The 21,874-nt window shown below is 59.4% G+C and carries 16 protein-coding genes; 7 read left to right on the forward strand and 9 right to left on the reverse strand.

The window, feature by feature from the left end; genetic code table 11:
• Positions 1-7 precede the first annotated feature (7 nt).
• The 6 genes from LJE98_RS09315 (at position 8) to LJE98_RS09340 (ending at position 5,991) form a co-directional block, all read left to right on the forward strand.
• The gene (locus LJE98_RS09315) at positions 8-541 is read left to right on the forward strand and encodes a ricin-type beta-trefoil lectin domain protein (protein ID WP_229574886.1); all 534 of its coding nucleotides are present in this window, start codon (positions 8-10) and stop codon (positions 539-541) included.
• A 608-nt stretch (positions 542-1,149) separates the two neighbouring features.
• Positions 1,150-1,767 (forward strand): paraquat-inducible protein A, encoded by a 618-nt coding sequence (locus LJE98_RS09320; protein ID WP_229574888.1) that lies wholly within the window; start codon positions 1,150-1,152, stop codon positions 1,765-1,767.
• Positions 1,764-2,381: a paraquat-inducible protein A gene (locus LJE98_RS09325; RefSeq protein WP_229574890.1), complete on the forward strand. Its 618-nt coding sequence runs from the start codon at positions 1,764-1,766 to the stop codon at positions 2,379-2,381. The genes LJE98_RS09320 and LJE98_RS09325 overlap by 4 nt, the downstream gene beginning before the upstream one ends.
• The gene (locus tag LJE98_RS09330) at positions 2,371-4,125 is read left to right on the forward strand and encodes an intermembrane transport protein PqiB (protein WP_229574891.1); all 1,755 of its coding nucleotides are present in this window, start codon (positions 2,371-2,373) and stop codon (positions 4,123-4,125) included. Before LJE98_RS09325 ends, LJE98_RS09330 begins: the two co-directional genes overlap by 11 nt.
• Positions 4,126-4,128: 3 nt before the next feature.
• Positions 4,129-4,683: a PqiC family protein gene (locus tag LJE98_RS09335; RefSeq protein ID WP_229574892.1), complete on the forward strand. Its 555-nt coding sequence runs from the start codon at positions 4,129-4,131 to the stop codon at positions 4,681-4,683.
• A 21-nt stretch (positions 4,684-4,704) separates the two neighbouring features.
• On the forward strand, positions 4,705-5,991 hold the full coding sequence (locus tag LJE98_RS09340) for a mechanosensitive ion channel family protein (RefSeq protein WP_229574893.1): 1,287 nt from the start codon (positions 4,705-4,707) through the stop codon (positions 5,989-5,991).
• A gap of 104 nt (positions 5,992-6,095) precedes the next feature.
• Here the strand turns inward: LJE98_RS09340 and LJE98_RS09345 are convergent, their stop codons facing one another.
• The 4 genes from LJE98_RS09345 to LJE98_RS09360 all read right to left on the reverse strand — a co-directional run bounded on the left by LJE98_RS09345 (position 6,096) and on the right by LJE98_RS09360 (position 15,305).
• Positions 6,096-10,571: a PAS domain-containing protein gene (locus tag LJE98_RS09345; protein WP_229574894.1), complete on the reverse strand. Its 4,476-nt coding sequence runs from the start codon at positions 10,569-10,571 to the stop codon at positions 6,096-6,098.
• Positions 10,572-11,263: 692 nt separating this feature from the next.
• Positions 11,264-12,382 carry an HPP family protein gene (locus tag LJE98_RS09350; protein WP_420710125.1) on the reverse strand — a complete coding sequence of 373 codons (1,119 nt, stop codon included), beginning with the start codon at positions 12,380-12,382 and terminating at the stop codon, positions 11,264-11,266.
• 202 nt (positions 12,383-12,584) lie between these two features.
• Entirely contained in the window at positions 12,585-14,639 is a 2,055-nt protein-coding gene (locus LJE98_RS09355) for a pyridoxamine 5'-phosphate oxidase family protein (RefSeq protein ID WP_229574897.1), read from the reverse strand.
• 54 nt (positions 14,640-14,693) lie between these two features.
• Complete coding sequence (locus LJE98_RS09360; protein WP_229574968.1) at positions 14,694-15,305, reverse strand: glutathione S-transferase family protein; 612 nt, start codon at positions 15,303-15,305, stop codon at positions 14,694-14,696.
• A 120-nt stretch (positions 15,306-15,425) separates the two neighbouring features.
• Here LJE98_RS09360 and LJE98_RS09365 point away from each other — a divergent pair, with 120 nt between their 5' ends.
• A complete protein-coding gene (locus LJE98_RS09365) occupies positions 15,426-16,319 on the forward strand; it encodes a LysR family transcriptional regulator (protein ID WP_229574899.1) in 894 nt (297 codons plus the stop codon).
• A 240-nt stretch (positions 16,320-16,559) separates the two neighbouring features.
• Here LJE98_RS09365 and LJE98_RS09370 read toward each other — a convergent pair whose 3' ends face one another.
• The 5 genes from LJE98_RS09370 to LJE98_RS09390 all read right to left on the reverse strand — a co-directional run bounded on the left by LJE98_RS09370 (position 16,560) and on the right by LJE98_RS09390 (position 21,790).
• Positions 16,560-17,237 carry a class I SAM-dependent methyltransferase gene (locus LJE98_RS09370; protein WP_229574900.1) on the reverse strand — a complete coding sequence of 226 codons (678 nt, stop codon included), beginning with the start codon at positions 17,235-17,237 and terminating at the stop codon, positions 16,560-16,562.
• Between the two features lie 493 nt (positions 17,238-17,730).
• On the reverse strand, positions 17,731-18,618 hold the full coding sequence (gene mmsB / locus LJE98_RS09375; protein ID WP_229574902.1) for a 3-hydroxyisobutyrate dehydrogenase: 888 nt from the start codon (positions 18,616-18,618) through the stop codon (positions 17,731-17,733).
• Positions 18,619-18,671: 53 nt separating this feature from the next.
• Positions 18,672-19,799 (reverse strand): acyl-CoA dehydrogenase family protein, encoded by a 1,128-nt coding sequence (locus LJE98_RS09380; RefSeq protein ID WP_229574904.1) that lies wholly within the window; start codon positions 19,797-19,799, stop codon positions 18,672-18,674.
• A gap of 15 nt (positions 19,800-19,814) precedes the next feature.
• Positions 19,815-21,002: an acetyl-CoA C-acyltransferase gene (locus LJE98_RS09385; RefSeq protein WP_229574905.1), complete on the reverse strand. Its 1,188-nt coding sequence runs from the start codon at positions 21,000-21,002 to the stop codon at positions 19,815-19,817.
• A 20-nt stretch (positions 21,003-21,022) separates the two neighbouring features.
• Positions 21,023-21,790: a 3-hydroxyacyl-CoA dehydrogenase gene (locus LJE98_RS09390; protein ID WP_229574907.1), complete on the reverse strand. Its 768-nt coding sequence runs from the start codon at positions 21,788-21,790 to the stop codon at positions 21,023-21,025.
• Between the last annotated feature and the right edge of the window lie 84 nt (positions 21,791-21,874).

Below are 21,874 nucleotides of genomic sequence, written 5' to 3' on the forward strand. Positions count from 1 at the left end.
CTCCAGCATGACAAATCGATTGATAAGTGCGACCGCCATTTCTCTCCTGCTCTCCACCGGAATTGCCTATGCCGGGACAGTCGAGATCTATCTGCTTGACAGGCTCGACAACAAGCAGAACGGATATTGCCTAGATATTTCCGGCGGACAGGGCGCGGATGCCGATCCCTCAAACGGTCTGCAAGGTCACACCTGCTACTCACCCTCCGGACAGATCTTCGTCGACCAAGGCTTTGATTCCGAAAAGTTTGCAAACGGTGTTCTCTACATGCCGGAATTCGATGTCTGCGCAACCGTGGCTGCGACCGAGCCCGGCAGTTCCGTTGGGCTCGCAAGTTGCGACGGCAGCGAGGCGCAGAGCTTCGTCTTCTCCGGCGAAGGGACGATCGTGCCCGCCTCTGCGACGGACATGTGCCTGACACTTGGGGAAGATACCCGCTCTGGCCGCAGCGACACCAATCAGATCAAAGCCCTTTCGCTGGAAGCCTGCAGCACGGACAACGCAGCATCTCAGACTTGGGGCAATCGAGGCGCGAATTGACAGGTGAGTTCTGTTGACAGGTTGAAGTCTCAATCCAGCAGGACGCGCGGCGGGCCCCCGTGTCCGCCGCGCGGCTCTGACGGTTGACCAAATCCGGGGAGGTCGACCTCTACGCCGATAGGACCGTATCCGGCACCCGCGCTGGCGCGGCCGCTATCTGATCTGCGGCAAGGGCCCCGCCCACACTTACGCCTCACCGGCAGTCCCCGGATCGGCCTGCCTATACGCGGTGTCACCGATGATGGTGACGCCAGGGTCGAGCCAAAATCCACTTAATAAATTTTCCAGAAGCTGTTCAGACCAATCGCGCCACCTCCATGCGAGCCGCAGCCCTCGTGCATGGCCCATGGCCTGCGCTATCTTATTGTTTTACATGAATTTTTTTCACTTAGGCGGCATTGGCATCCACCTTATTCGAATGACAGCAACGTCTGCAGAAGAAGGAAAGTGAAGAAAAAATTCTTTATGACATAAGTTTTTTAGCATATGCGCAACGGGCGACAGTGCCTGCTCCCCGAAGAGCCGTCATGCCGCACCGATCTCATCCGTTGTCGCTTGGCTTCGGGATCATGCGAACACCCAGCGATGCAGGACCCACCAGCAGAACCATGGTCAACGATCCACACCACATCGGCTGCCCGAACTGTGACACCGTGCATCGGTTCTCGGCGCAGGAACTGACTGTCCCCACACGCTGCGCCCGCTGCGGCTACAGGCTGACACTCGGTCGGAAGGATGCCGTTTTGCGCGTAACCATGCTGGCGCTGACCTCGCTTGTGCTGATGGGGCTGGCGCTGTTTGCACCCTTTCTGACGCTCAATGCCGGACCGTTTGAATCGCGAGCCTCCGTGATTGATGTCATCTTCGGATTTGCGGAAGGCATCATGGTGCCGTTGTCGTTTGCGGTGCTGTTCTTCATCGTGATCATTCCGGCAATGCGATCCGGGCTGCTGATCTATGCGCTCGCCCCGAACCTCGCCGGAGTGGCACATGCGCCGCTGGCCAGACCTGCCCTGCGCCTTGCTTTCAAGCTGAAGCCCTGGGCAATGGTGGAAATATTCATGGTTGGAGTGGCAGTCGCACTCGTCAAGCTGGCCGGCATGGCAACGGTCGACACCGGTGCGGCGTTCTGGGCATTTGTTCTTTTGGTGCTCGTGAACGCGGCACAAGACGCGTTCATGTGCCGCAACACGCTCTGGACAACCGTCGGGACACCACCATCATGATGACTGCGCGCGATCATGGCCTTCTCACCTGCCGATCCTGCGGGCTGCTCGCGGAGCCGCAGGCATCATCTTGCAAGCGGTGCGACAGCCCCCTTGCCAGCCGCGATACGGCAAGCCTGCAGCATGTCTGGGCCTGGCTGGTGGCGGGGCTGATCATCTATGTTCCCGCCAATCTCTATCCGATGCTGCGGACAACCCAGGCCTTCCGATCGCAGGAGAGCACGATCGTCGGCGGCGTGGTCGATCTCGTACATCACGGTGCCATTGCCATTGCAGCCATCGTCTTTGTCGCGAGCGTCGTTATCCCGGTCGGGAAGTTCATTGTCATCGCCTACCTCGCCATACTCCTGTCACGACCTGGGCCAAAGAACGCCCATCGCCTGCACATCTTGCATGAGGCGGTCGAATTCATCGGACGTTGGTCCATGATCGACGTGTTCGTCGTCGCCATTCTGGTCGCCCTTGTTCAGTTCGATGTGCTGGCGTCCATTCAACCCGGCTTTGCCGCGGCCTGCTTCGCGCTTTCCGTGGTTTTCACCATGCTTTCGGCCCAAGCTTTCGATCCAAGGATGATCTGGGACGCAACCGATGAAGGAGCGCCACATGACGCCTGAGGACAACACGACAGTCACCCGACCGAAGGTGGAGACCAGGAAGCGGAGGTTTTCGCTCGTCTGGCTGATGCCGGTTCTGGCCATTGCCATCTCCGCCTATGTCGTATGGAACAACTACAATCAACGCGGTCCGCTGATCACCATTGTCCTCCAGTCGGGTGCAGGCATCAGTGCCGGCGCGACGGAAGTGCGTATCCGCGACCTGAAAGTCGGCGTGGTCGAGGATATCGGCTTCTCCGACGGCATGGCGGCGGTCGAAGTGAAGGTTCGGCTGGACAAGGATATCGTCGGCTACGTCGATGAAGACGCGCAATTCTGGCTTGTGGAACCGCAAGTCACCGCGCGCGGTGTGACGGGGATTGGGACACTTCTTTCCGGCGTCTATATCGCCGCGAACTGGGACGGCGTGGAAGGCAAATTCAAGGACCGCTTCACAGCACTGACCGTGCCACCGCTCGCCTCCATCGGCGAAGAAGGCACGCGGATCGTCCTGCGCGCGCGGGCCGGCGGGCAATTGGCAGCGGGTGCGCCTGTTCTGACCAGCGGCCTCGAGGTCGGACGGATCGGTCAACCAGAACTGTCCAAAACCGGCAACACGGTCACCATGGAGGCCTTCATCTTCAAACCGTATGACGCCCGCCTGACAAGCAACACGCGCTTTTGGGATGCCTCGGGTCTGTCACTCAATCTGGGTGCTCAGGGCTTGGCTTTGAAGGTCGATAGCTTGGCAGCGCTCATCGAGGGTGGCGTCACCTTCGGTGAGCCGGTGACCGGCGGCCAACTGGTTTCGGATGGCCATGTCTTTGACGTCTTTCCGACCGAAGCCGCCGCGCGCGAGAATGCGTTCGAAGCCAACGTCCTGCCGAGCATCAATGTTTCCGTTCTCCTTGACGGCGACATCAACGGCCTGAACCTCGATACGCTTGTCCGTTTTCGTGGCATCAAGGCTGGCGAGGTGGCCGATCTCGTCGGTGTGGCGGTCGAGGATGGCAGCGATAATCCGGTTCGGCTGCGTGTCGATCTGCGGCTATCGCCAACACGGCTCGGCCTTTCGCGCGATCAAACGGCAGATGAAGCCATTGCACAGCTCAAGACACGGGTTGCCAACGGTCTCCGCGCACGTGTCGGACAGGAAGGCCTGTTCGGGCAAACCGTCATTCTGGAACTGGTACGGTTGCCGGAGCAGCCGACCGCCGAGATCACCCAGGGCGAAGACGGACGACTGTATCTGCCGACGGCACCAACCGCAGAGGTTGATCCAAATTCCGGCGTCAACGGTTTGGTTGCCCGGCTTTCAGGTCTTCCGATAGAGGAATTGATGGCGGCGGCCACGGATGCACTGGGCAACGTGTCACGCCTGACGACCACGGCAGACGGACTGCTGCAGTCCGAAGGACTGGACCGCATCCCGCTCACCCTCGACAAGACATTGGGCGAAATGCGCACGCTTGTTGAAGCGATCCGCAACGGCGGCGCCATCGACAATCTGAATGCCACGCTGCAAAGCGCAGACAGCGCGCTGAAATCTGTCGACAGCGCAGCCGCCAGCCTTCCTGCACTCTCCGCGCGCCTCAACACGGCTGCCGGAAATCTTGAGGCGGTGATTGCGGGCTACGGCGATCAGTCACGGCTATACGGCGATCTGCGCGGAGTTTTGGGTGACTTTGCCAGAATGGCCGAATCTTTCCGTTCGCTGGCCCGCAGCATCGAACGCAATCCCAGCTCGCTCATTCGAGGACGGTAACCCATGCGTATTGTCATATCAGCTTTTCTAGCACTGTCCCTCGCAGCATGCAGCGCAGCCGCGCCTGACCGCTTTCTGATCGAACCAGTTTCAACCGGACAGACGGTCAAAACCAGCGCAGGCACGATCTCGGTCATGACCGTCAACCTGCCGAGCTATGCGAAAGAGACCGGGATCTATGTCCAGAACCAGACGGGCGCAATTGTCGCGATCCCCAAGGCCGATTGGGCCGATGACACCGAGCGTGCCATGCGCCTCCATCTGGTGCGCAGCCTCGCCGACATGACCGGCGCGGATGTCGCCTCTGATCCCTGGCCGCTCGGTGGAGTTCCCGAAGCCGAAGTCCGTGTCGATGTCGAGCAGATGTATGTCGACAAATCCGGCATCATGCGACTTTCAGGCCAATTCTCGATCCGTCGTGATCGCGCCGAGAGCCGCAACCGAATCCGGCAGTTCGACATAGAGACACGGGCAGCGGCCCAGACACCCTCGGCCATCGTCGATGCGCATGGCAAGGCCTGGCAGCAACTCGCCGACGCCATCGCGAAATCGCTCTGAACTCTTGCGAAGGATGACCAGATGGAGATTCTCGCGCCATACATCGACATGTTTCCGGATCAGGTCGAGCAGTTGCGGGCCTTCTTTGCACGTGCGACCGCAACCTGGGTCGTGTACCAGGGTCTTGCGATCGTCTTTGCGGTCATCTGTTCGTTCACCTTCACGCGGGCAGTGTCACGCCGTATCGAGGCTTTTCTGGACGGTGACGACGGTCATTGGCTGAGGACCTACAAGCGGGAGATCGTTGAGCGTATCGCGCCACTGATTTTCCTTGTTGTCGTCTGGTTGTTCTGGACAACGTTCCGCCAGATCACCTGGACCAGCAACACGCTTCTTCTGGGCAGCGTTACCAAACTCGCGACGGCCTGGATCCTGATCAATATCCTCGCAAGTGTTATCCGCAATCGCTTCGTGTTCCGGATCGTTTCCGTTTCGCTTTGGTTCATTGCCGCATTGTCGATCCTCCGGTTGATGCCTGCCGTGACCGTCTATCTCGACACCATGGCGATCTCGGTTGGCGACACACGCCTATCGGCGCTGCGACTGATCAAGGCCGTGATCCTGCTCGGCCTTCTTCTTTGGGCGGTCGGATTTGCTGCCCATCTGCTGGACACGGCCCTGAGGCGATCGACCGAACTGTCGCCCTCGATGAAGGTTTTGATCGGCAAACTGGTGCGGATCGTCTTCTTCTTCATTGCGGTGATGATCGCATTGCGGGCCGTTGGCCTCGATCTGACGACCTTCGCCGTATTCTCGGGCGCTATCGGTGTCGGCATCGGATTTGGCTTGCAGAAAAGCGTTTCGAACTTTGTCTCGGGAATTTCACTGCTGATGGACAAATCCATAAAGCCCGGAGACGTGATTTCGCTCGGCGACACGTTCGGCTGGATCAACCAGTTGAACACCCGGTACACGTCCGTGGTCACCCGTGACGGGCGTGAACACCTGATCCCGAACGAACAATTGATCAGTCAGGAGGTCGTGAACTGGTCCTACAGTGATCAGAATGTGCGGATCGAGGTGCCATTTGGCGTGAGTTATGATGCCGATCCGCATCAAGTGAAGTCGCTGATCGAAGCCGGACTGGTGAAGCATCGCCGCATCCTCGCCAAACCGGCGCCCATCGTGCATTTTTCCGCGATGGGCGAGTCCTCGCTTGATTTCATCTTCCGCTTCTGGATCCGCGATCCTGCCGAGGGCGTCGCCAATATCAAGAGCGACGTGCTGTTTGCGATCTGGGACATCCTGAAACAGAACAACATCGAGATCCCGTTCCCGCAGCGCGTTGTGCATCTGCGACACGAATGACTGAGCCAGCATTCACTTTTTAAACGGAACAAGAAGGTCCGCCTATCCCATTACAGGACAGGATTGCAGGTGATTAGCATCGCCAGAAGCGCTCAAAGCTTCCGCTAGATCGCCTCTGGCTTGTGGATATGAAAGCCTTGGGCATAATCGACACCGATCGAGGCGAGCTTGGAGAGGATTTCGGCGCTTTCAACATACTCGGCCACCGTCTTGATACCCAAAACACGTGCGACTTCAACGAAGCAGCGAACCGTTGCATCATTAAGCGGATCTTCCGTAATATCGCGAATGAACTGTCCATCGATTTTAAGATAATCGACGGGGAAGCGCTTCAGATAGCCGAACGATGACGCTCCTGCACCGAAATCATCAAGAGCGACCCGAACGCCCCTCCTCCGAACCTGATCTATGAACGTCGTCGCATCCGCCATATTCGTGACGGCGGCGGTCTCGGTTATTTCAAAGCAAAGTCGTTGGCAAACGGACTCGCCGGCATCCTTGAGAATGGCAATGGCCTGCCGATGAAACGAACGATCACCAATGGAATGCCCCGATAGATTGACGCTGATTGTCTCCAGCTCCGTTGCCGGCGGCAGGCTCCTGATCCAATCGATCGCATGTTTGAGCACCCATTGATCCAAGCGTGTCGCAAGATTGAACCGTTCTGCAGATGGCAGAAAGGCAGATGGCGAAATCAAGCTGCCATCTTCATCCTTCATGCGTATCAAGAGCTCAACATGTCGGCCGGCGAGCTTGCCCTGAATGGGCCTGATATTCTGTGCGAACAGCACGAATTGATTGTCATCCAGCGCACGCTCGATACGCGAAGCCCACCGCATCTCGCCGGATCGAGCCGCGATGGCCTGATCGGTATCGATCCAGACATGGACACGGTTGCGCCCCGCCTCTTTGGCCGCATAACAGGTATTGTCCGCGGCCTGCAGGATGGAGGCGAGAGTAGGCATCGTTCCGTCGATTGGAACAAGACCGATGCTTGTGCCGACGCGAAACCTTTTGTCATCATGCACAAAACGGAAGTCTCGCATCCGATCGCACATCGACTGTGCGATTTTTTGTGCCATTTCTACCGAGCACGATTCAAGTATCACGCCGAATTCGTCACCGCCCAGGCGAGCGAGCGTGTCGCCCGACCGGATGGCGCCGGCCAGAAGCTTGCTGACCTGTTTCAACAAGTCGTCACCGACGGCATGACCGCATGAATCGTTGACGATCTTGAATTGATCCAAATCGATATAGAGCAGCGAATTGGAAGACCCGTCAGAATGCGATTTTTCAAAAACGGTCTGTAGCCGTCTGTCAAACTCCGAGCGGTTGATCAGGCCGGTGAGGGGGTCGTGGCTTGCTCTGTAGCGCATCTCACGCGAAAGACGCCGCTGTTCGCTGACGTCGTGGAAGACGAGTACGGCACCCAGCACATCCCCCTCTGCCCTTCTGATGGGAGCAGCAGAATCTTCAATGCCGAATTCCCTTCCATCACGGGCGACGAGAACCGTATTCTCGTCGAGACCGACGATGCCGAAAGTACGCAGACAAGCTGTAATGGGATCCGGAGCTCTTTGCCGCGTTTCTTCATTGATCACATTGAACACGAGACTGCTTGGTTGCCCCTTTGCTTCGGCAGCCGACCAGCCGGTCATACGTTCAGCTACGGGGTTGAGCCACTGCACAATGCCGAGCGCGTCAGTCGTTATGACAGCATCACCAATCGAATGGAGGGTGACGCGCATCAGCTCGTGTTGCTCCGACAACTCGATCGCCAGCTTTCGCTGACTGGTCACATCCCAGGCAGCACCGATCAACCGTATTGGCTTGCCCAATGTGTCGACAATGATCTTTGCCGATATACGGATATAGTGGGTCGAATGATCCGGCCGGATAATCCGGTATTCTTCGTTGAGTGGCGACTTGTCTCTGATCGCTCTGTAGACAGCGCCTTCGATACGCTCGTAATCATCTTCGTGGATGTGACGACGCCATAGGTCCGGAACCCGCTCGCCCGTCCTTTCCGGCAGACCAAACAGACGGTACATCCATGGATCCCACGTGACGGTATCGCCGACAAGGTCGTAGTCCCAGATTCCGATGCCGCCGCTGTCGGTTGCGATTGCCATGCGATCGGCAAGAAGGCGTCGCTCCTCTTCTTCCATCTTTCGCCGCGTTATGTCGACGTGAGTTCCGATCATCCTGACTGGATTACCGTCGTCGTCCCGTGCAACGACCCTACCACGGTCAAGTATCCACACCCAGCCGCCATCCTTGCGGCGCATGCGGAATTCCTCCTCGAAAAACGCTGTCTTTCCCGCGATGTGGTCGCGATCGGCAGTTTTTGCTCTTTCCCGATCATCGGGATGAACCAGTTCCAACCAGTTGTCGATGGCATCCCCGAACTCCTCACGCGAGTAACCCAACAACTCGCACCACATATCGGAGTAATAGGTCCGCCCACTTGCAAGATCGGCATCCCATATGCCGATACGGCCGTTCTCCGTGGCGGCAGCCATTTGCTCGTTGAGGCGTTCCAAAGCCATACGCTGGTGAACTCTTTCCGAGATATCCTGGAAGGCACCGCTGATGCGGATCGGCTTGTCTCCCTGGAATTCGACCGAGCCCACGGCGCGAACCCAAATTCGCTCCCCGCCAAGTTTGATAAATGGCAATTCAAGATCCCAGCCCTCGCCCGTGGCCATGCTCTTGCTGACCGCCTCCTGGACCAGGGGCCTGGCCTCAGGGGCATAAAAGGCAATTGCCTCATCCATCGTCGGCACATATCCCGGCTCAACACCGTGGATACGGCAGGTCTCGTCGGACCAGACGATGTCGCAGGTTTGAAGATTGACCTCCCAGCCACCGACTCCGGCCACCTTGCCGGTTCGGTCGAGGAAAATCTGATTCTTGCGAAGCATATCTTCCTGGGTTTTTCGAAGCGTGATGTCCTGATGCGTGCCGAACATCCACTCCGGCTTACCGTCATCTGTCCAGGTGATCACCTTTCCGCGGTCAAGAACCCAGACCCAATGTCCATCCTTGTGGCGTAGCCGTGCTTCAAATTCGTAAGCGGGCGATTTGCCATCGAAGTGCTCTTGCAGGTGTTCGCCCGAGGACAAGAGATCGTCGGGATGGCCGTGCTTCATCCACGTGTCGATGGACACGGGCTGGAGCTCATCGAGCGTGTAACCGATGATTTCGGCCCACCGTTCGTTGAAGCGCGCTTCTCCTGTCTGAACATTCCATTCCCAGGTTCCGGCCCGCGTGCCTGCAATAATGTTGGCGAGACGTTCCCTTTCATCGGCGAGGCTTCGCTCCGCCCGAAGGCGAAGGGTAACGTCTTCAATGATCGCCATGGAACGAAGTGGCCGACCTTCAACGTCTCGTTCAAGGGTCGCCGACACCAGCACGTCTATGACCTCTCCCCGGCTGCTGACCATTTGATATTCGACTTGTTCGCAATGGCCGGTTCGAAAGAACTCGGGAAGTACCGTGCGCGCCTTGATGCGCGACTGCGCGGTCAGGAATTCCGACGATAGACGACCGATCACATCGTCACGGCGATAGCCCAGAACCTCCAGCCACCGATCACTGACACTCAGCAACCGCCCGCTGGCATCTATGGAATGCATCATCGCCGGAGTAGTCTCATACAGTCGCCGAACGCGTTCCTCGTTGTCGGACGCCTTTTTCCGGGCCATCACCAGATCGCCGATGTCTCGAATGATCGCAGTCAGGCCAACGATTTCGCCAAGCTTCGACAGAATTGGACCGATTGCGATCGAAGCGGGAAACGCGGTCCCATCCGCACGCAAGCCGGTGCATTCCGCCAATTTCCCGGCCTCCCGCTGCAACCAGGCCGTCGCGTCGAGCATCCCTCCATCCTCGAACCCGGCGGGCACAAATCGAGCAATAGGCTGGCCGATCAGACTGTCACGAGAGCACGCAAACAGCAGTTCCGCTGCCTCATTGGCATGCTGTATCAAGCCGTCCAGACCGATCGCCACGATCGCGTCGGGGCTGCTCTGGAGTATCGACGCCGCTCTCGACTCAACGAGACGCAGGTAATTCTCGTTCTTGACAGCGACACGGGCTTCAAGTGCCCGCGCTGCCGTGTAGCCGAGTTGGTTCAGCACATCGCGCTGATGCTGCGTCAGCTTCCGGGGCTTATGATCGATAACGCATAATGCGCCGACGCTTTGTCCGTTTGTCAGCGCAAGTGGTACACCCGCATAAAATCGGATCTTGGGGTCACCGGTAACGAGCGGATTGTCAGAAAATCTCGTATCCTGTGTAGCGTCCTCGACTTCCATCAGCGCATTTTGCTGCATGGCATGCGCACAGAACGACAGGTCTCGAGAGGTTTCCGTGACGCCCGGGAGACCTACATTGGCCTTGAACCACTGCCGGTCTTGATCGACCAAGCTGATCAGGGAGACAGGTGTACCGCACACCAGCCCGGCCGCCTTGACCAGGGCATCAAACTCCCGTTCTGACGCGCTATCCAGCACCTCAAGGTCGTGCAGAGCCTGTAGGCGCGTCTCCTCGTTGAGGGAGGGAGGTATGTTGGTCAACTTCATTTTCCTAGGCTAATTTTGAATCCCCTACTTAATCTAGGTCGATTTCCGATGTTTCGATAGTGCATGATTGGCCTGCTGCCGGTTTTTGGGGCCCCGAGTCGAGCTGGGCCCACACACGCGATTTCCTGCGCGGCAAGGCAACCTGTATTAACCGACACATGAGCATCGCGCACGAAATACCCGACAGGCACGGGATCATCCTGGCCGGAAGGTACCGGACAAGTTGGCTGAGAGGTGCCCAGCGCATCTCCGCTCGACGAGTAAAGCGACGCAATAGATCGGGCGGATGGCAGGATATGACAGGCGTGACGACCGACCATCGAAACGGTTCACGAATGGCGACGCCGCCGGGGATCAACACCCCGGCGGCGGCCGAGAAACATGCACCAGCGGATGATTTTACCGTGCAGCCGCAACGGCTGCATCTATCCGCTCACGGGCCTTCTTCGGCAGCACCTTCCGGATGACGCCTGCAATTCATGGCGCGCGCTTTGGACAGGCGCCAAGAAATTCGCCGACGATCTCGTGCGGCACATGCACTCGGAAAAAACGAAGTCCTCCTTCCACGCTTCGCCGCCGGCACCGGTTGAAGCAAGGCGATCAGCTCGGGGTGATCATGCTGAATAATCAAGATCTGCGCGGAGACGTGGAAACCAGTCGGCTTGCTCCAGACACTGCAGATGCGATCAATCTGCTGCTCTGGCAATTTCCCGCGCCATTGCTGCAATGAGGTCGGTTCTGGTGACGATCCCGATGAGCTTTCCGTATTCCAGAACCGGCACCGCATCGACATCCGTATCCCCCATCAACGGCAGCAATGCGCCCAGTGGTGTCGTGGCTATGGCGCGAGGCACCGTGACGCTCATGACGTCGATTGCCAGGACCGGCTTGTCCCTTTCAGGATCGATCAGCCGACGCAGAGCCGGCATCAGGCCCCGATCGAGGCGCAGCGCATCGTCTCTTGCACGACTGATCAGATGTATCTGGAAAATGACACCAAGAAACCGCTGCTTTTCATCGACCACGGGAAGCGATGTGAAACGATGGCGCCTGAAGAGATCGGCAACCTCGCCAAGCGCAGTGTCCGCTCTTACCGTTATCAAGTTGGTCGACATGATCGCGCCCGCCGTCGGAGCGCCGGTCTGGTGTGCGGCTGCCTGGAGCTCGGCCGCGCCGATCAGGCGTGCCAGGTCCTCGACGCCAAGATTGAATGACTGCCGGTAGCGCTGAAGGATATCGCTCAACTCGGTCTCGGAAAGCCCGAGCCGCTCGGCCGGAACGCGATCACCGGTGCCATATCTGTTCTGTTGTTCGAATTGACGAAACGGATAGCGACGCCCCGTCAGTCTGGCATAGGCGACGGCAATCAGGACAAGACTGGCAGTCCCCGTTGCAATCGGCGCAAGAGCAAACCAGAAGCCGAGATGCTCCACCGCGTCCGGGCTCATTGCCGCCGTCATCGCAACGGCACCCGCCGGAGGGTGGACCGCCCTCAACATGAATGTCACGACAATCGCCAGCGCAACAGCGAGGGCAATCCTCAAGGTTGGTTCGTGAATGACCAGCGAGACTGCGACACTGACGAGAGCCGCCGCCGTATTGCCGACGACCGCAGACCAGGGCTGAGCGAGAGGACTGTTGGGAACTGCAAACAGGAGCACAGCGCTCGCACCCAGGGGAGCAACAAGATACAGGCCATATTCGAGATCAACGCCGGTGGAAAGCAAGCAAAGACCAGTGATCCCCAGACCGATAAAAGCGCCGAAACCTGCGCGAAACGCCTCCACCGGAGCAGTGCCTGGCACTGCCGGCCCAAGTGAACGTAAGAACTGCAAGATGGCGCCCCCGATGAATTGAGAGCACAAAATTTCAGCAAATGATCAAAATATCAACCGTCGTACTGAGCGCCAAAGACCGGAGCCGAGGACACCGAAACGCCACCGTCGCACTCTTTCAGCGGACGATCCGTAACGGGCAAACGCGAGCAGCGATCTGGCTGGCCAGCCCTCACAATTCGAGCTCCAAATCCTCCTCCGTTTGTGCCGGGACCGAACAGCAGATAAGTGCCTCGCCGTCTGCTACGGCATGGCCAGGCGCTGATCGATAACTGACGTCGCCCTTGACAATCCTGGTTCGGCAATCGCCGCAACTGCCGGCCCGGCAGCCATGATGCGGAGTGAGGCCACACTGCTCGGCGAGGTCCAGCAAGGATCCGCCGCCTGGCTTCCAGAGCGCCTCTTTTCGCGATCGTGTGAAGACGACGCGGGTCGGCGCCTGAGCTGCGGGCCTAGGCGGCTGCGAGGACAGGCAAATGCCGGGATCGCGCTTCAGGCCGGAAGGGCCGAACGCCTCCGCATGAATATGGTCGTCAGCAACGTTCAGGTGGCGCAATCCGTCATACATTGACTGCATGAAGAATGCCGGTCCGCAGATGTAGAAATCATAGTCGCCAGATGGCAGTTGAGCCTTCAACAGCGTCATGTCGATCCGACCGGCTGTATCAAAAAGGCCCTCGTCGTCTTCATCAGGCGCTCCGAGCACCCTGATATCCCGAACCGTTCCTTCGCTGCGCGCGACCAGTTCGACGATTTCGCGATCAAACGCTCTTTCGGCAGAGATGCGCGACGACCGGAACAGCCAGACCGGCCGGCGATAGCGCGTCCTGTCGCCCGTCTGGACGATATGGCGCAGCATGGACAGCAACGGCGTAATGCCGATGCCTGCCGCGAGGAGAACGGCCGGTCGGTTGCGTTCCAATGCGTCGATGGTGAATGCTCCGGCCGGTGCGAGTGCCTCGATCTCGTCGCCTTCCTGCAGTGTGTGCAGGAGCGTGGATGCCCGCCCCTCACGCTTCACGCTCAGTCTGTAGAAGCCATCCGCCGGACCGCTGGATATCGTATAGCTGCGGCGGAGCGAGCCCTCCCCATCCTTGATCCTGATCGGCAAATGCTGGCCTGCAAGGTGCGGAATGAGCGCCTCTTCATCGACCGGTGCAAGGTGAAGCGAACGGATGGTTGAGCTTTCCTGGATCGCCCTCTGCAGGCGGAAGCGCCTCCATGTCTTTGGCTTGGCCACGATCTCGAGGCGCCTTGCTGCCTCCCTCCATCCTCCCGTCATCAGGCTGCTCGGTGACATGCCGTCTTCGAGAAGGCTCCATCGCAGCGGCAATGCATCTCTGCGCAGAACGACCTTCTCCGGCATCACGCGCCAGAGACGTTCGGCGCCCTCGAAGGCGGCAATTTCGGGTGAATCCAGTATGATTTCGACAGTGCCGGCAATCTGCAGCATGTCCCCCGTCGCATGATCAACAAACAGAAGTCCGGCGCGCGGATTGATGACGAAATTGCCGAGCGTGTTGAAGAACAGGTTTCCATTGAAATCCGGCACGGTCAGGCCACCATCGGCATCGACGCGAACGAAACCGGGTCTGCCACCCCGATGGGAGACATCCACCTGCCGTCCTTCCCCGTTGCGCTCCACATAAGACGCAACAAAAAAGGTGTCGGAAGCTTCGATGATAGCCCGTTCATCTGCGCCCAGACGATCTGAAACCATCACGTCGGAGCGCGCCGGGGTCGCCGGATCGCGCACAAAGCTGAATTGCCGATTTTGGATGTAGCGCGGACAATTGCCAAAGCTCTGCCCGACGGAAACGGAAAACCGGTCATTGCCGCTGCGGACAACGGTACCGTTCAACCGATTGCGCCGGCGCGTGATGAGATCGACGCCCACCAGACCGATCGGTTCCCCGTCGATGAGCCCGGCTTCGGCGGGATCATCAGGATCGCTGGCGGCCTCGATGTCCAGTGTGAGAGGGTCGGGCGAATGCAGAAAGCCTGGCCTTCCGCTGCGGATCGTAGCCCATGGCCTGCCATCGCCATCGACAGAGCCGATGACGATGAACGGCAACAGCGGATAGAAATCCCGGTGCTGATCGATCAGGAAGGTTCGCAAGACCCTGCGCCCGACTGGGTCCATCTGCTCGATCACACCGGCGTGCTGTTGCAACTGCAATTCGCCCGCATGCCATGGTGACGGTGGTAAGGCTTTTTCAGCAGACATTTGAATGTCCTGTGAGACGGCGGCCGTGACCAAAGCCGCGACCGCGAGATTATCTCAGGCTGCGAGGCCGACTGCCGTTTTTGGCAGAGCGATGAAACCGGGCAAGGCTTCGATCCGCGCCAACCAATGGCGAACATGCGGGTGCGGTGCCAGGTCGACATTGCCTTCCGGAGCGCCGGCGATATAGCTGTAGAGCGCGACATCTGCGATCGTCGGCGTGTTGCCGATGATGAAGGGGTGATTTTCAAGTTCGGCATTGATGAGGGCAAGAACCCGCTGAGCGCGTGCAATCACCTCATCGGCGCGGAAATCTGCGCCGAAGACTGTAATCAGTCGTGCCGCGCACGGGCCATATGCAATTTCTCCGGCCGCCACGGAAAGCCACTTCTGGATCTTCGCGATAGAAGCCAGATCATCCGGCAGCCAATCTGTGCGGCCAAGCTTCCTGGCGACATAGACAAGGATAGCATTGGAATCATTGACAACGACATCGCCATCTTCCAGCACCGGCACCTGGCCGAACGGGTTAAGCTTCAGGAATTCCGGCGTCTTGTGCTCGCCGTGCGCCAGATCAAGGTCGATAATCTCAGCTTTCACATTGAGCAGAGAAAGGAAGAGGCGAGCGCGGTGCGCATGGCCCGAAAGTGGAAAGTGATAGAGTTTCATCGCTGGCTCCCTTGAGATCCGGACACAATCATCCGGCGATGGGAGAAATCTAGCGACATCCAATTTTTTGTAGTAGGGCGTTATTTCTGAAACCAACCTCTCGTTTTATGGAAGGCAACTATGGATCGGCTTGATGCCATGGCGGTTCTGCTGGCTGTGGTGGAACATGGCAGCCTTTCCGCTGCGTCGCGCGCATTGCACACGCCCCTACCGACGGTCAGCCGCAAGATCGCCGAGCTGGAGGCGCATCTCGGCGTTCGCCTGATGACCCGCACCAGCCGCCGGATCCTGCTCACTGAGGCAGGGGAGAGCTACGTCGCTGCGACGCGCGAAATTCTCGAGCGAGTAGAAGAAGCGGAACGGCGCGCATCCGGAGAATATGTTGCGCTGAAGGGAGACCTGACCATGACGGCGCCGCTTGTCTTCGGTCGCCTGCATTTGCTGCCAATCGTCGCGGATTTCCTGAAGGCTTTTCCGGAGATCAACATTCACCTGACGATGAGCGATCGAACGATCAGTCTAGCTGACGAACATATCGATATCGCGCTGCGCATCAGCGAGCTCCCGGACAGCAGCCTGATTGCGATCCGTCTGGGGTCGATCCGCACGACGACCTATGCCAATCCCGACTATCTGAAGCGGCACTCCCGTCCTTCAAACCCTGACGAACTCAAGGACCACGATTGCATTGCGTTCAAAGGGGTACTTTCAACACGGTTGTGGACGTTCCGAGACGGGGCAAAACATATCGAAGTGCCAATCCGGACGCGCCTGTCCGTCAACACGGCAGAAGCGGCGGTCGATGCTGCAGCGGCCGGTCTCGGGATAACCCGCGTCATGGCCTACCAGGCAAAACGGGCCGTCGATGCCGGTTTGCTGGTGCCATTGCTGGAGGATTTTGAACCCAAGGCCTCATCGGTTCACCTCCTCCACTTATCGGAAGGCCTGATGCCGCTGAAACTCAGAACATTCCTCGACTTTGCAACGCCCCGACTGAGGGAATTGTTGAAATAGCGCATGGCTATACTGCGCGCCCGTGCCGCATATTCCCACGATTGACGGCCGCTGACAGTAGGCTCTCGCGCCTAATTGGGAGACCGACGAGGTGTCCCAAGCTTTGTAGGCTCACCACGTCAGCACAGGGGCTGCTTTTTCGACCAGATCGATATTGCCCCTTTACGGGCGGCTCGAAAGCGAAATTGCAGGTTTCGATCACGGCTCGGCGACCCTCATCTCGTGGTGGTTCAGGGATGATCAGGCCGTCATCACCCAGCCGCGAAACGAAAAAGCGCCATAGAACATGCTTGGCTGCTGGAAACCCGCTTCGCGAAAACACGCCTCTTCCCGGTGTGGCGAAAGCAGCGACAGCCGCTCGGCCATCGCCTTGGCCGAGGCTGCCGCTTGACCGGGCGCCAAGTTCAAGCCCCTGGCGAAGGTCGCAGATCTCTCCAGCCAGAGATCCGCTTGTTCATCGATCGCGGTGTGATGGGCAGCAACGAAAACGCCGCCCGGTTTGAGACGTTTTTGGATTTCCCTGAGCGTCTCCAGCCGCTCGCGCCATTCGAGGAAGTGCAGCGTCAGGAGGCACACCGCCCCGTCGAAAGGACCAGCAGGTGCATCGACCGCCGTGCCATGAAGAAGATGCGTTCGCTCGGCCCAAAGCGCGGTGGTTTGGCGGGCGATATCCAGCATGGCGGGCGAAGGATCGACGCCGGTAAATCGCCAGTCCGGGCGCAACTCTGCCATGGCCCTGATCTCCAGGCCGCCGCCGGCACCCACGACCAGCACTTCCGCGGCGCCCGACGCATGTTCGGCCAGAAGCAGCGTCGCCATTTTGTGCAGGTCTGCGAAGCCTGGCACCTTGAGCGGAGTCTCGCGGACATAGTCGCTCACGGCCGCCGGCTTGAGGAATGGATTGGGATCGCCGCTCATGAACAACATCCTTATGTATCAGTTGAAGTTTCGTAACATGATCCCTCATCTTGTATCAAATGAAGATACATGAATTCGGAGGGCATCTGATCCGCATGGATCGGGGCGGGCAATGAACAAGGATACGAGACTGTCTGACGTGCAGCATGTGCTCTTGCACATGGCGCAGGTGAAGGAGCCGCTGACATCGGCGGTTTCTGGCCGCGGTTTGGGCAGGTGACGCTCGGTCGATTGAGGCCGTCGCAGGTGAAAGCCTTGTCGCAGACTTGCGGAAGCGCTGTGCCGATCACGCCGAGCTACACGGGGGCAGACTAGTCCCGCTCCCGCATGGCGTCGCTCACGGGCCTGCCACAAATGTTGGGCAAGCCGGAATGAGAACGCAAGGGTGTCGGGCACTGCCGTCGGTCGAACGACCGGGCTGTTTGATCAAACGTAAGCCACTGAAAACGTGAATGCAGCGTAAGGCTCTTTGCAAACCGCAAAGTCGCCGGGATTATGCAGACTTGCTGCGCACATAGTTGATGATCGCCGAAAAATCTTCGCCTCCATGCCCAAGTTGGTCGAAGAGATCGTATAGCTCGGTCGCATGCGCACCAAGGGCAGTCACCGTACCGGTCGAGTTGGCAGCCTCCTGCGACAGGCGCATGTCCTTCAGCATCAGGGCCGCTGCAAATCCGGGCGCATAGTCTCGATTGGCCGGGGAAGTCGGCACCGGTCCCGGAACCGGGCAGTTTGTGCTGATCGCCCAGCATTGGCCAGATGATGTCGAGGCGACGTCAAACAGGGCCTGATGCGAAAGCCCGAGCTTCTCGCCCAGCACGAAGGCCTCGCAGACGCCCGCCATGGTGATGCCGAGGATCATGTTGTTGCAGATTTTCGCAGCCTGGCCGGCTCCGGCCGAACCGCAATGGACGACCCGTCGTCCCATGGCTTCCAGCACCGGGCGCCCCCGGCTCAAAGCATCCGCCTCCCCGCCGGCCATGAAGGTCAGCGTGCCGGCACTTGCCCCAGCCGTTCCTCCGGAGACCGGCGCATCGAGCGACAGGCAGCCGGCCCCAGCCGCAAGCGCATGACATTTCCGGGCGCTGTCGACATCGATCGTCGAGCAGTCGATCATCAGTGTCCCCTCATCGACAACCCCGACGAGCTCGCTCCAGACCGACAGGACATGATGACCGGCAGGCAGCATGGTGATGACGATCGCGGCGCCGGTCAGGGTGTGTGCCGCCGTATCGCAGAGCGTGATGCCGCTTTCTCTCGCGGCGAGCTTCGCCGCTTCAGAAAGATCAAATCCGCGCACCGGATATCCCGCCTTGACGAGATTGGCAGCCATCGGCCCACCCATATTGCCAAGACCAATGAAGGCGATCGTCTCAAGCATTGCGTTTCCTCCCTGTTTTCACGTCCGTCCCCGAGCGCTGCCAATGTGGCATCCTACAGATTTCTGGCGATCACCATGCGCTGCACGTCGCTCGTGCCCTCGTATATCTGGCAGATACGGGCATCCCGGTAGATCCGCTCAACCGGATAATCTCGCATATAGCCATAGCCGCCATGGATCTGGATCGCATCCGAGCACACGCGCTCGACCATCTCGGAAGCGAAGAGCTTTGCCATGGAAGCCTGAGAAATGCAGGCAATGCCGGCCTCGCGCAGCGAAGCTGCATGCCATACGAGCTGCCGGGCGGCCTCGATCTGTGTCGCCATATCGGCCAGGCGAAAGGCGACAGCCTGATGCTCGGCAATTGCTTTGCCAAACGCCTTTCGCTCACCGGCATAGTCGCGTGCCGCCTCGAAGGCCGCCTGCGCCATGCCGACCGACTGGGCCGCAATCCCGATGCGTCCACCTTCCAGGTTGGAAAGTGCGATGCGATAGCCTTCCCCCTCCTCGCCGAGCCTGTTCTCGGCGGGAATTTTCAGTCCATTGAAGACAATCTGGCAGGTGTCTGACGCGTTGAGACCGAGCTTCTCCTCGACACGCAGGACCTCGTAGCCCGGTGTATCCGTCGGCACGATGAAGGCCGTAATCCCGTTCTTAGCCGCGCTTGGATCGGTTACGGCAAAGACGATAATGACATGGCCGTTCTTGCCCGATGTGATGAACTGCTTGGCGCCGTCGATGATGTAGTGATCGCTGTCGCGGCGGGCGCGGGTTTTCAGGTTCGAGGCATCCGATCCGGCCTGTGGCTCCGTCAGGGCGAAACCGCCGATCCATTCGCCCGAGGCCAGTTTCGGCAGGAAGCGCTGCCGCTGCTCTTCCGTCCCGAATTTCAGGATCGGCACGCAGCCCACCGAACTGTGCACGCTCATGATCGTCGAGCAGGCGCCATCGCCTGCGGCTATTTCCTCGACCGCAATCGCATAGGCGAGCACACCGGTGTCCGATCCGCCATAGGCTTCCGGAACCAGCATGCCAAGCAGCCCAAGCTCACCCATTTCGGTCAGTTCCTCGCGTGGGAAGCGGTGATCCCGGTCGCGTTCGGCGGCACCTGGGGCAAGCCGCTCGCGGGCGAAGCTGCGCGTCATCTCGAGGATCTGCTGTTGAAGCTCCGAAAGAACCATCCTGTCTTCCTCCAATCAGGGCCGCTCGATGGCGATAGCCGTTGCCTCGCCGCCGCCGATGCACAAGGCTGCCATGCCGCGTTTCAGATCGTATCGTTCAAGTGCTGCAATCAACGTCACCAGGATCCGCGCTCCGGATGCTCCGATCGGATGGCCGAGTGCGCAGGCACCGCCATGAACATTGACCTTGTCATGCGGCAGATCGAGATCGCGCATCGCGGCCATGGCGACGACGGCGAAGGCTTCGTTGATCTCGAACAGGTCGACCTCTGAAAGTGGCAGGCCTATGCGATCGGAGAGCTTCTGCAGGGCACCGATCGGCGCCGTGGCGAAGAGGCTGGGCGCCTGCGAATGCGTGGCGTGTCCGAGGATTGTGGCAAGCGGGGCTAGACCGCGCCGCGCCGCTTCCGAGCGTCGCATCAGGACCAGCGCCGCGGCACCGTCGGAGATCGAGCTGGCATTGGCCGCCGTCACCGTGCCGCCGTCGCGGAAGGCGGGCTTCAAGGTCGGGATCTTTTCTGGCTTTGCCTTGCCCGGCTGCTCGTCGCGACCGACGACCTGCTCCGCCTTGCCGGCTTTGACGACAACCGGCACGACCTCGTGGTCGAAGGTGCCATCGGCGATAGCCTTTGTTGCGCGGGTGAGCGATGCAATTGCATAAGCATCCTGCGCGTCTCGGGTAAACTGATAGGCCTCCGCGCAATCTTCCGCGAAGGTGCCCATCAGCCGGCCCTTGTCATAGGCATCCTCAAGCCCGTCGAGAAACATGTGATCCAGCACACGACCATGTCCGAGCCGATAGCCAGCGCGGGCACGGTCGAGCAGATAGGGCGCATTGGTCATGCTCTCCATGCCGCCAGCCACCGCAATTGATGCACTTCCGGCGGCAATAAGGTCATGGGCGAGCATGGCCGCCTTCATGCCGGAGCCGCACATCTTGTTCACAGTTGTTGCACCCGTCGAGAAAGGCAGACCGGCACCGATCGCAGCCTGGCGTGCGGGCGCTTGGCCCTGCCCCGCCGGCAGAACACAGCCAAACAGGATCTCGTCGACGGCCTCGGCTTGAAGTCCGCTGCGGTCGAGCGCCGCCCGTATGGCAGCAGCACCCAGCGCGGCTGCGGTCATCGCCTTCAACTCGCCCTGGAAGCTCCCGATCGGGGTTCGGGCAGAACCGACGATGACGATTGGATCCTGGGTTCCCATCTTTCCTCCTCCGGCAGCGATCAGCGCGCGCCCATGCGGATTGCTCCATCGAGGCGGATGACCTCCCCGTTGAGCATCGTGTTTTCAATGATGTGCCGGACAAGGGCTGCGAACTCCGCAGGTCTGCCAAGGCGCGGGGGAAATGGAACACTGGAGGCCAGCGTCTCGCGCACCTCCGCCGGCATCCCAGCCATCATCGGCGTCTCGAAGACACCCGGCGCAATCGACATCACCCGTATGCCGAACCGTGCGAATTCGCGGGCAATCGGCAGGGTCATGGCGGCGATCCCGCCTTTGGACGCAGCGTAGGCGGCCTGACCGATCTGTCCGTCAAAGGCGGCAACGGAGGCGGTATTGATGATGACGCCACGTTCACCCTCGGCATCGGGTTCGTTCGTCTGGATGGCGGCAGCAGCAAGCCGGATCATGTTGAAGGTGCCGACGAGATTGATCGCGATGGTCCGCTCGAAGCTCTCCAGCCCGTGTGGGCCGTCGCGCCCGACAACCTTCTCCGCCGGAGCCACACCTGCGCAATTGATCAATCCCCGCAGATTGCCGAAGGTGATTGTCGCGGCCTCGATTGCCGCGGCGCCATCGTCGGCACGCGTCACGTCTGTTTCAAGAAAGGCAACCTGATCGCCGAGCTCCCGTGCAAGAGATTGCCCACGCTCGCGATCACGATCGGCAATCAAGACGCGCCCGCCGGCCTCGGTGATCATGCGCACAGTCGCCGCGCCGAGCCCGGAGCAACCGCCGGTCACGATGAAACAGGCATTGTCGATGCGCATCGACCCTCCTCCCCTCCAGTTTTCGTCTGAAGCTGCCGATGCCGTAAACTCTACTGCGTTTCACAGTTGCAACCGATGACGAAA

The organism is Rhizobium sp. 'Codium 1', from assembly GCF_020889605.1.
Taxonomy (GTDB): Bacteria; Pseudomonadota; Alphaproteobacteria; order Rhizobiales; family Rhizobiaceae; genus Allorhizobium; species Allorhizobium algae.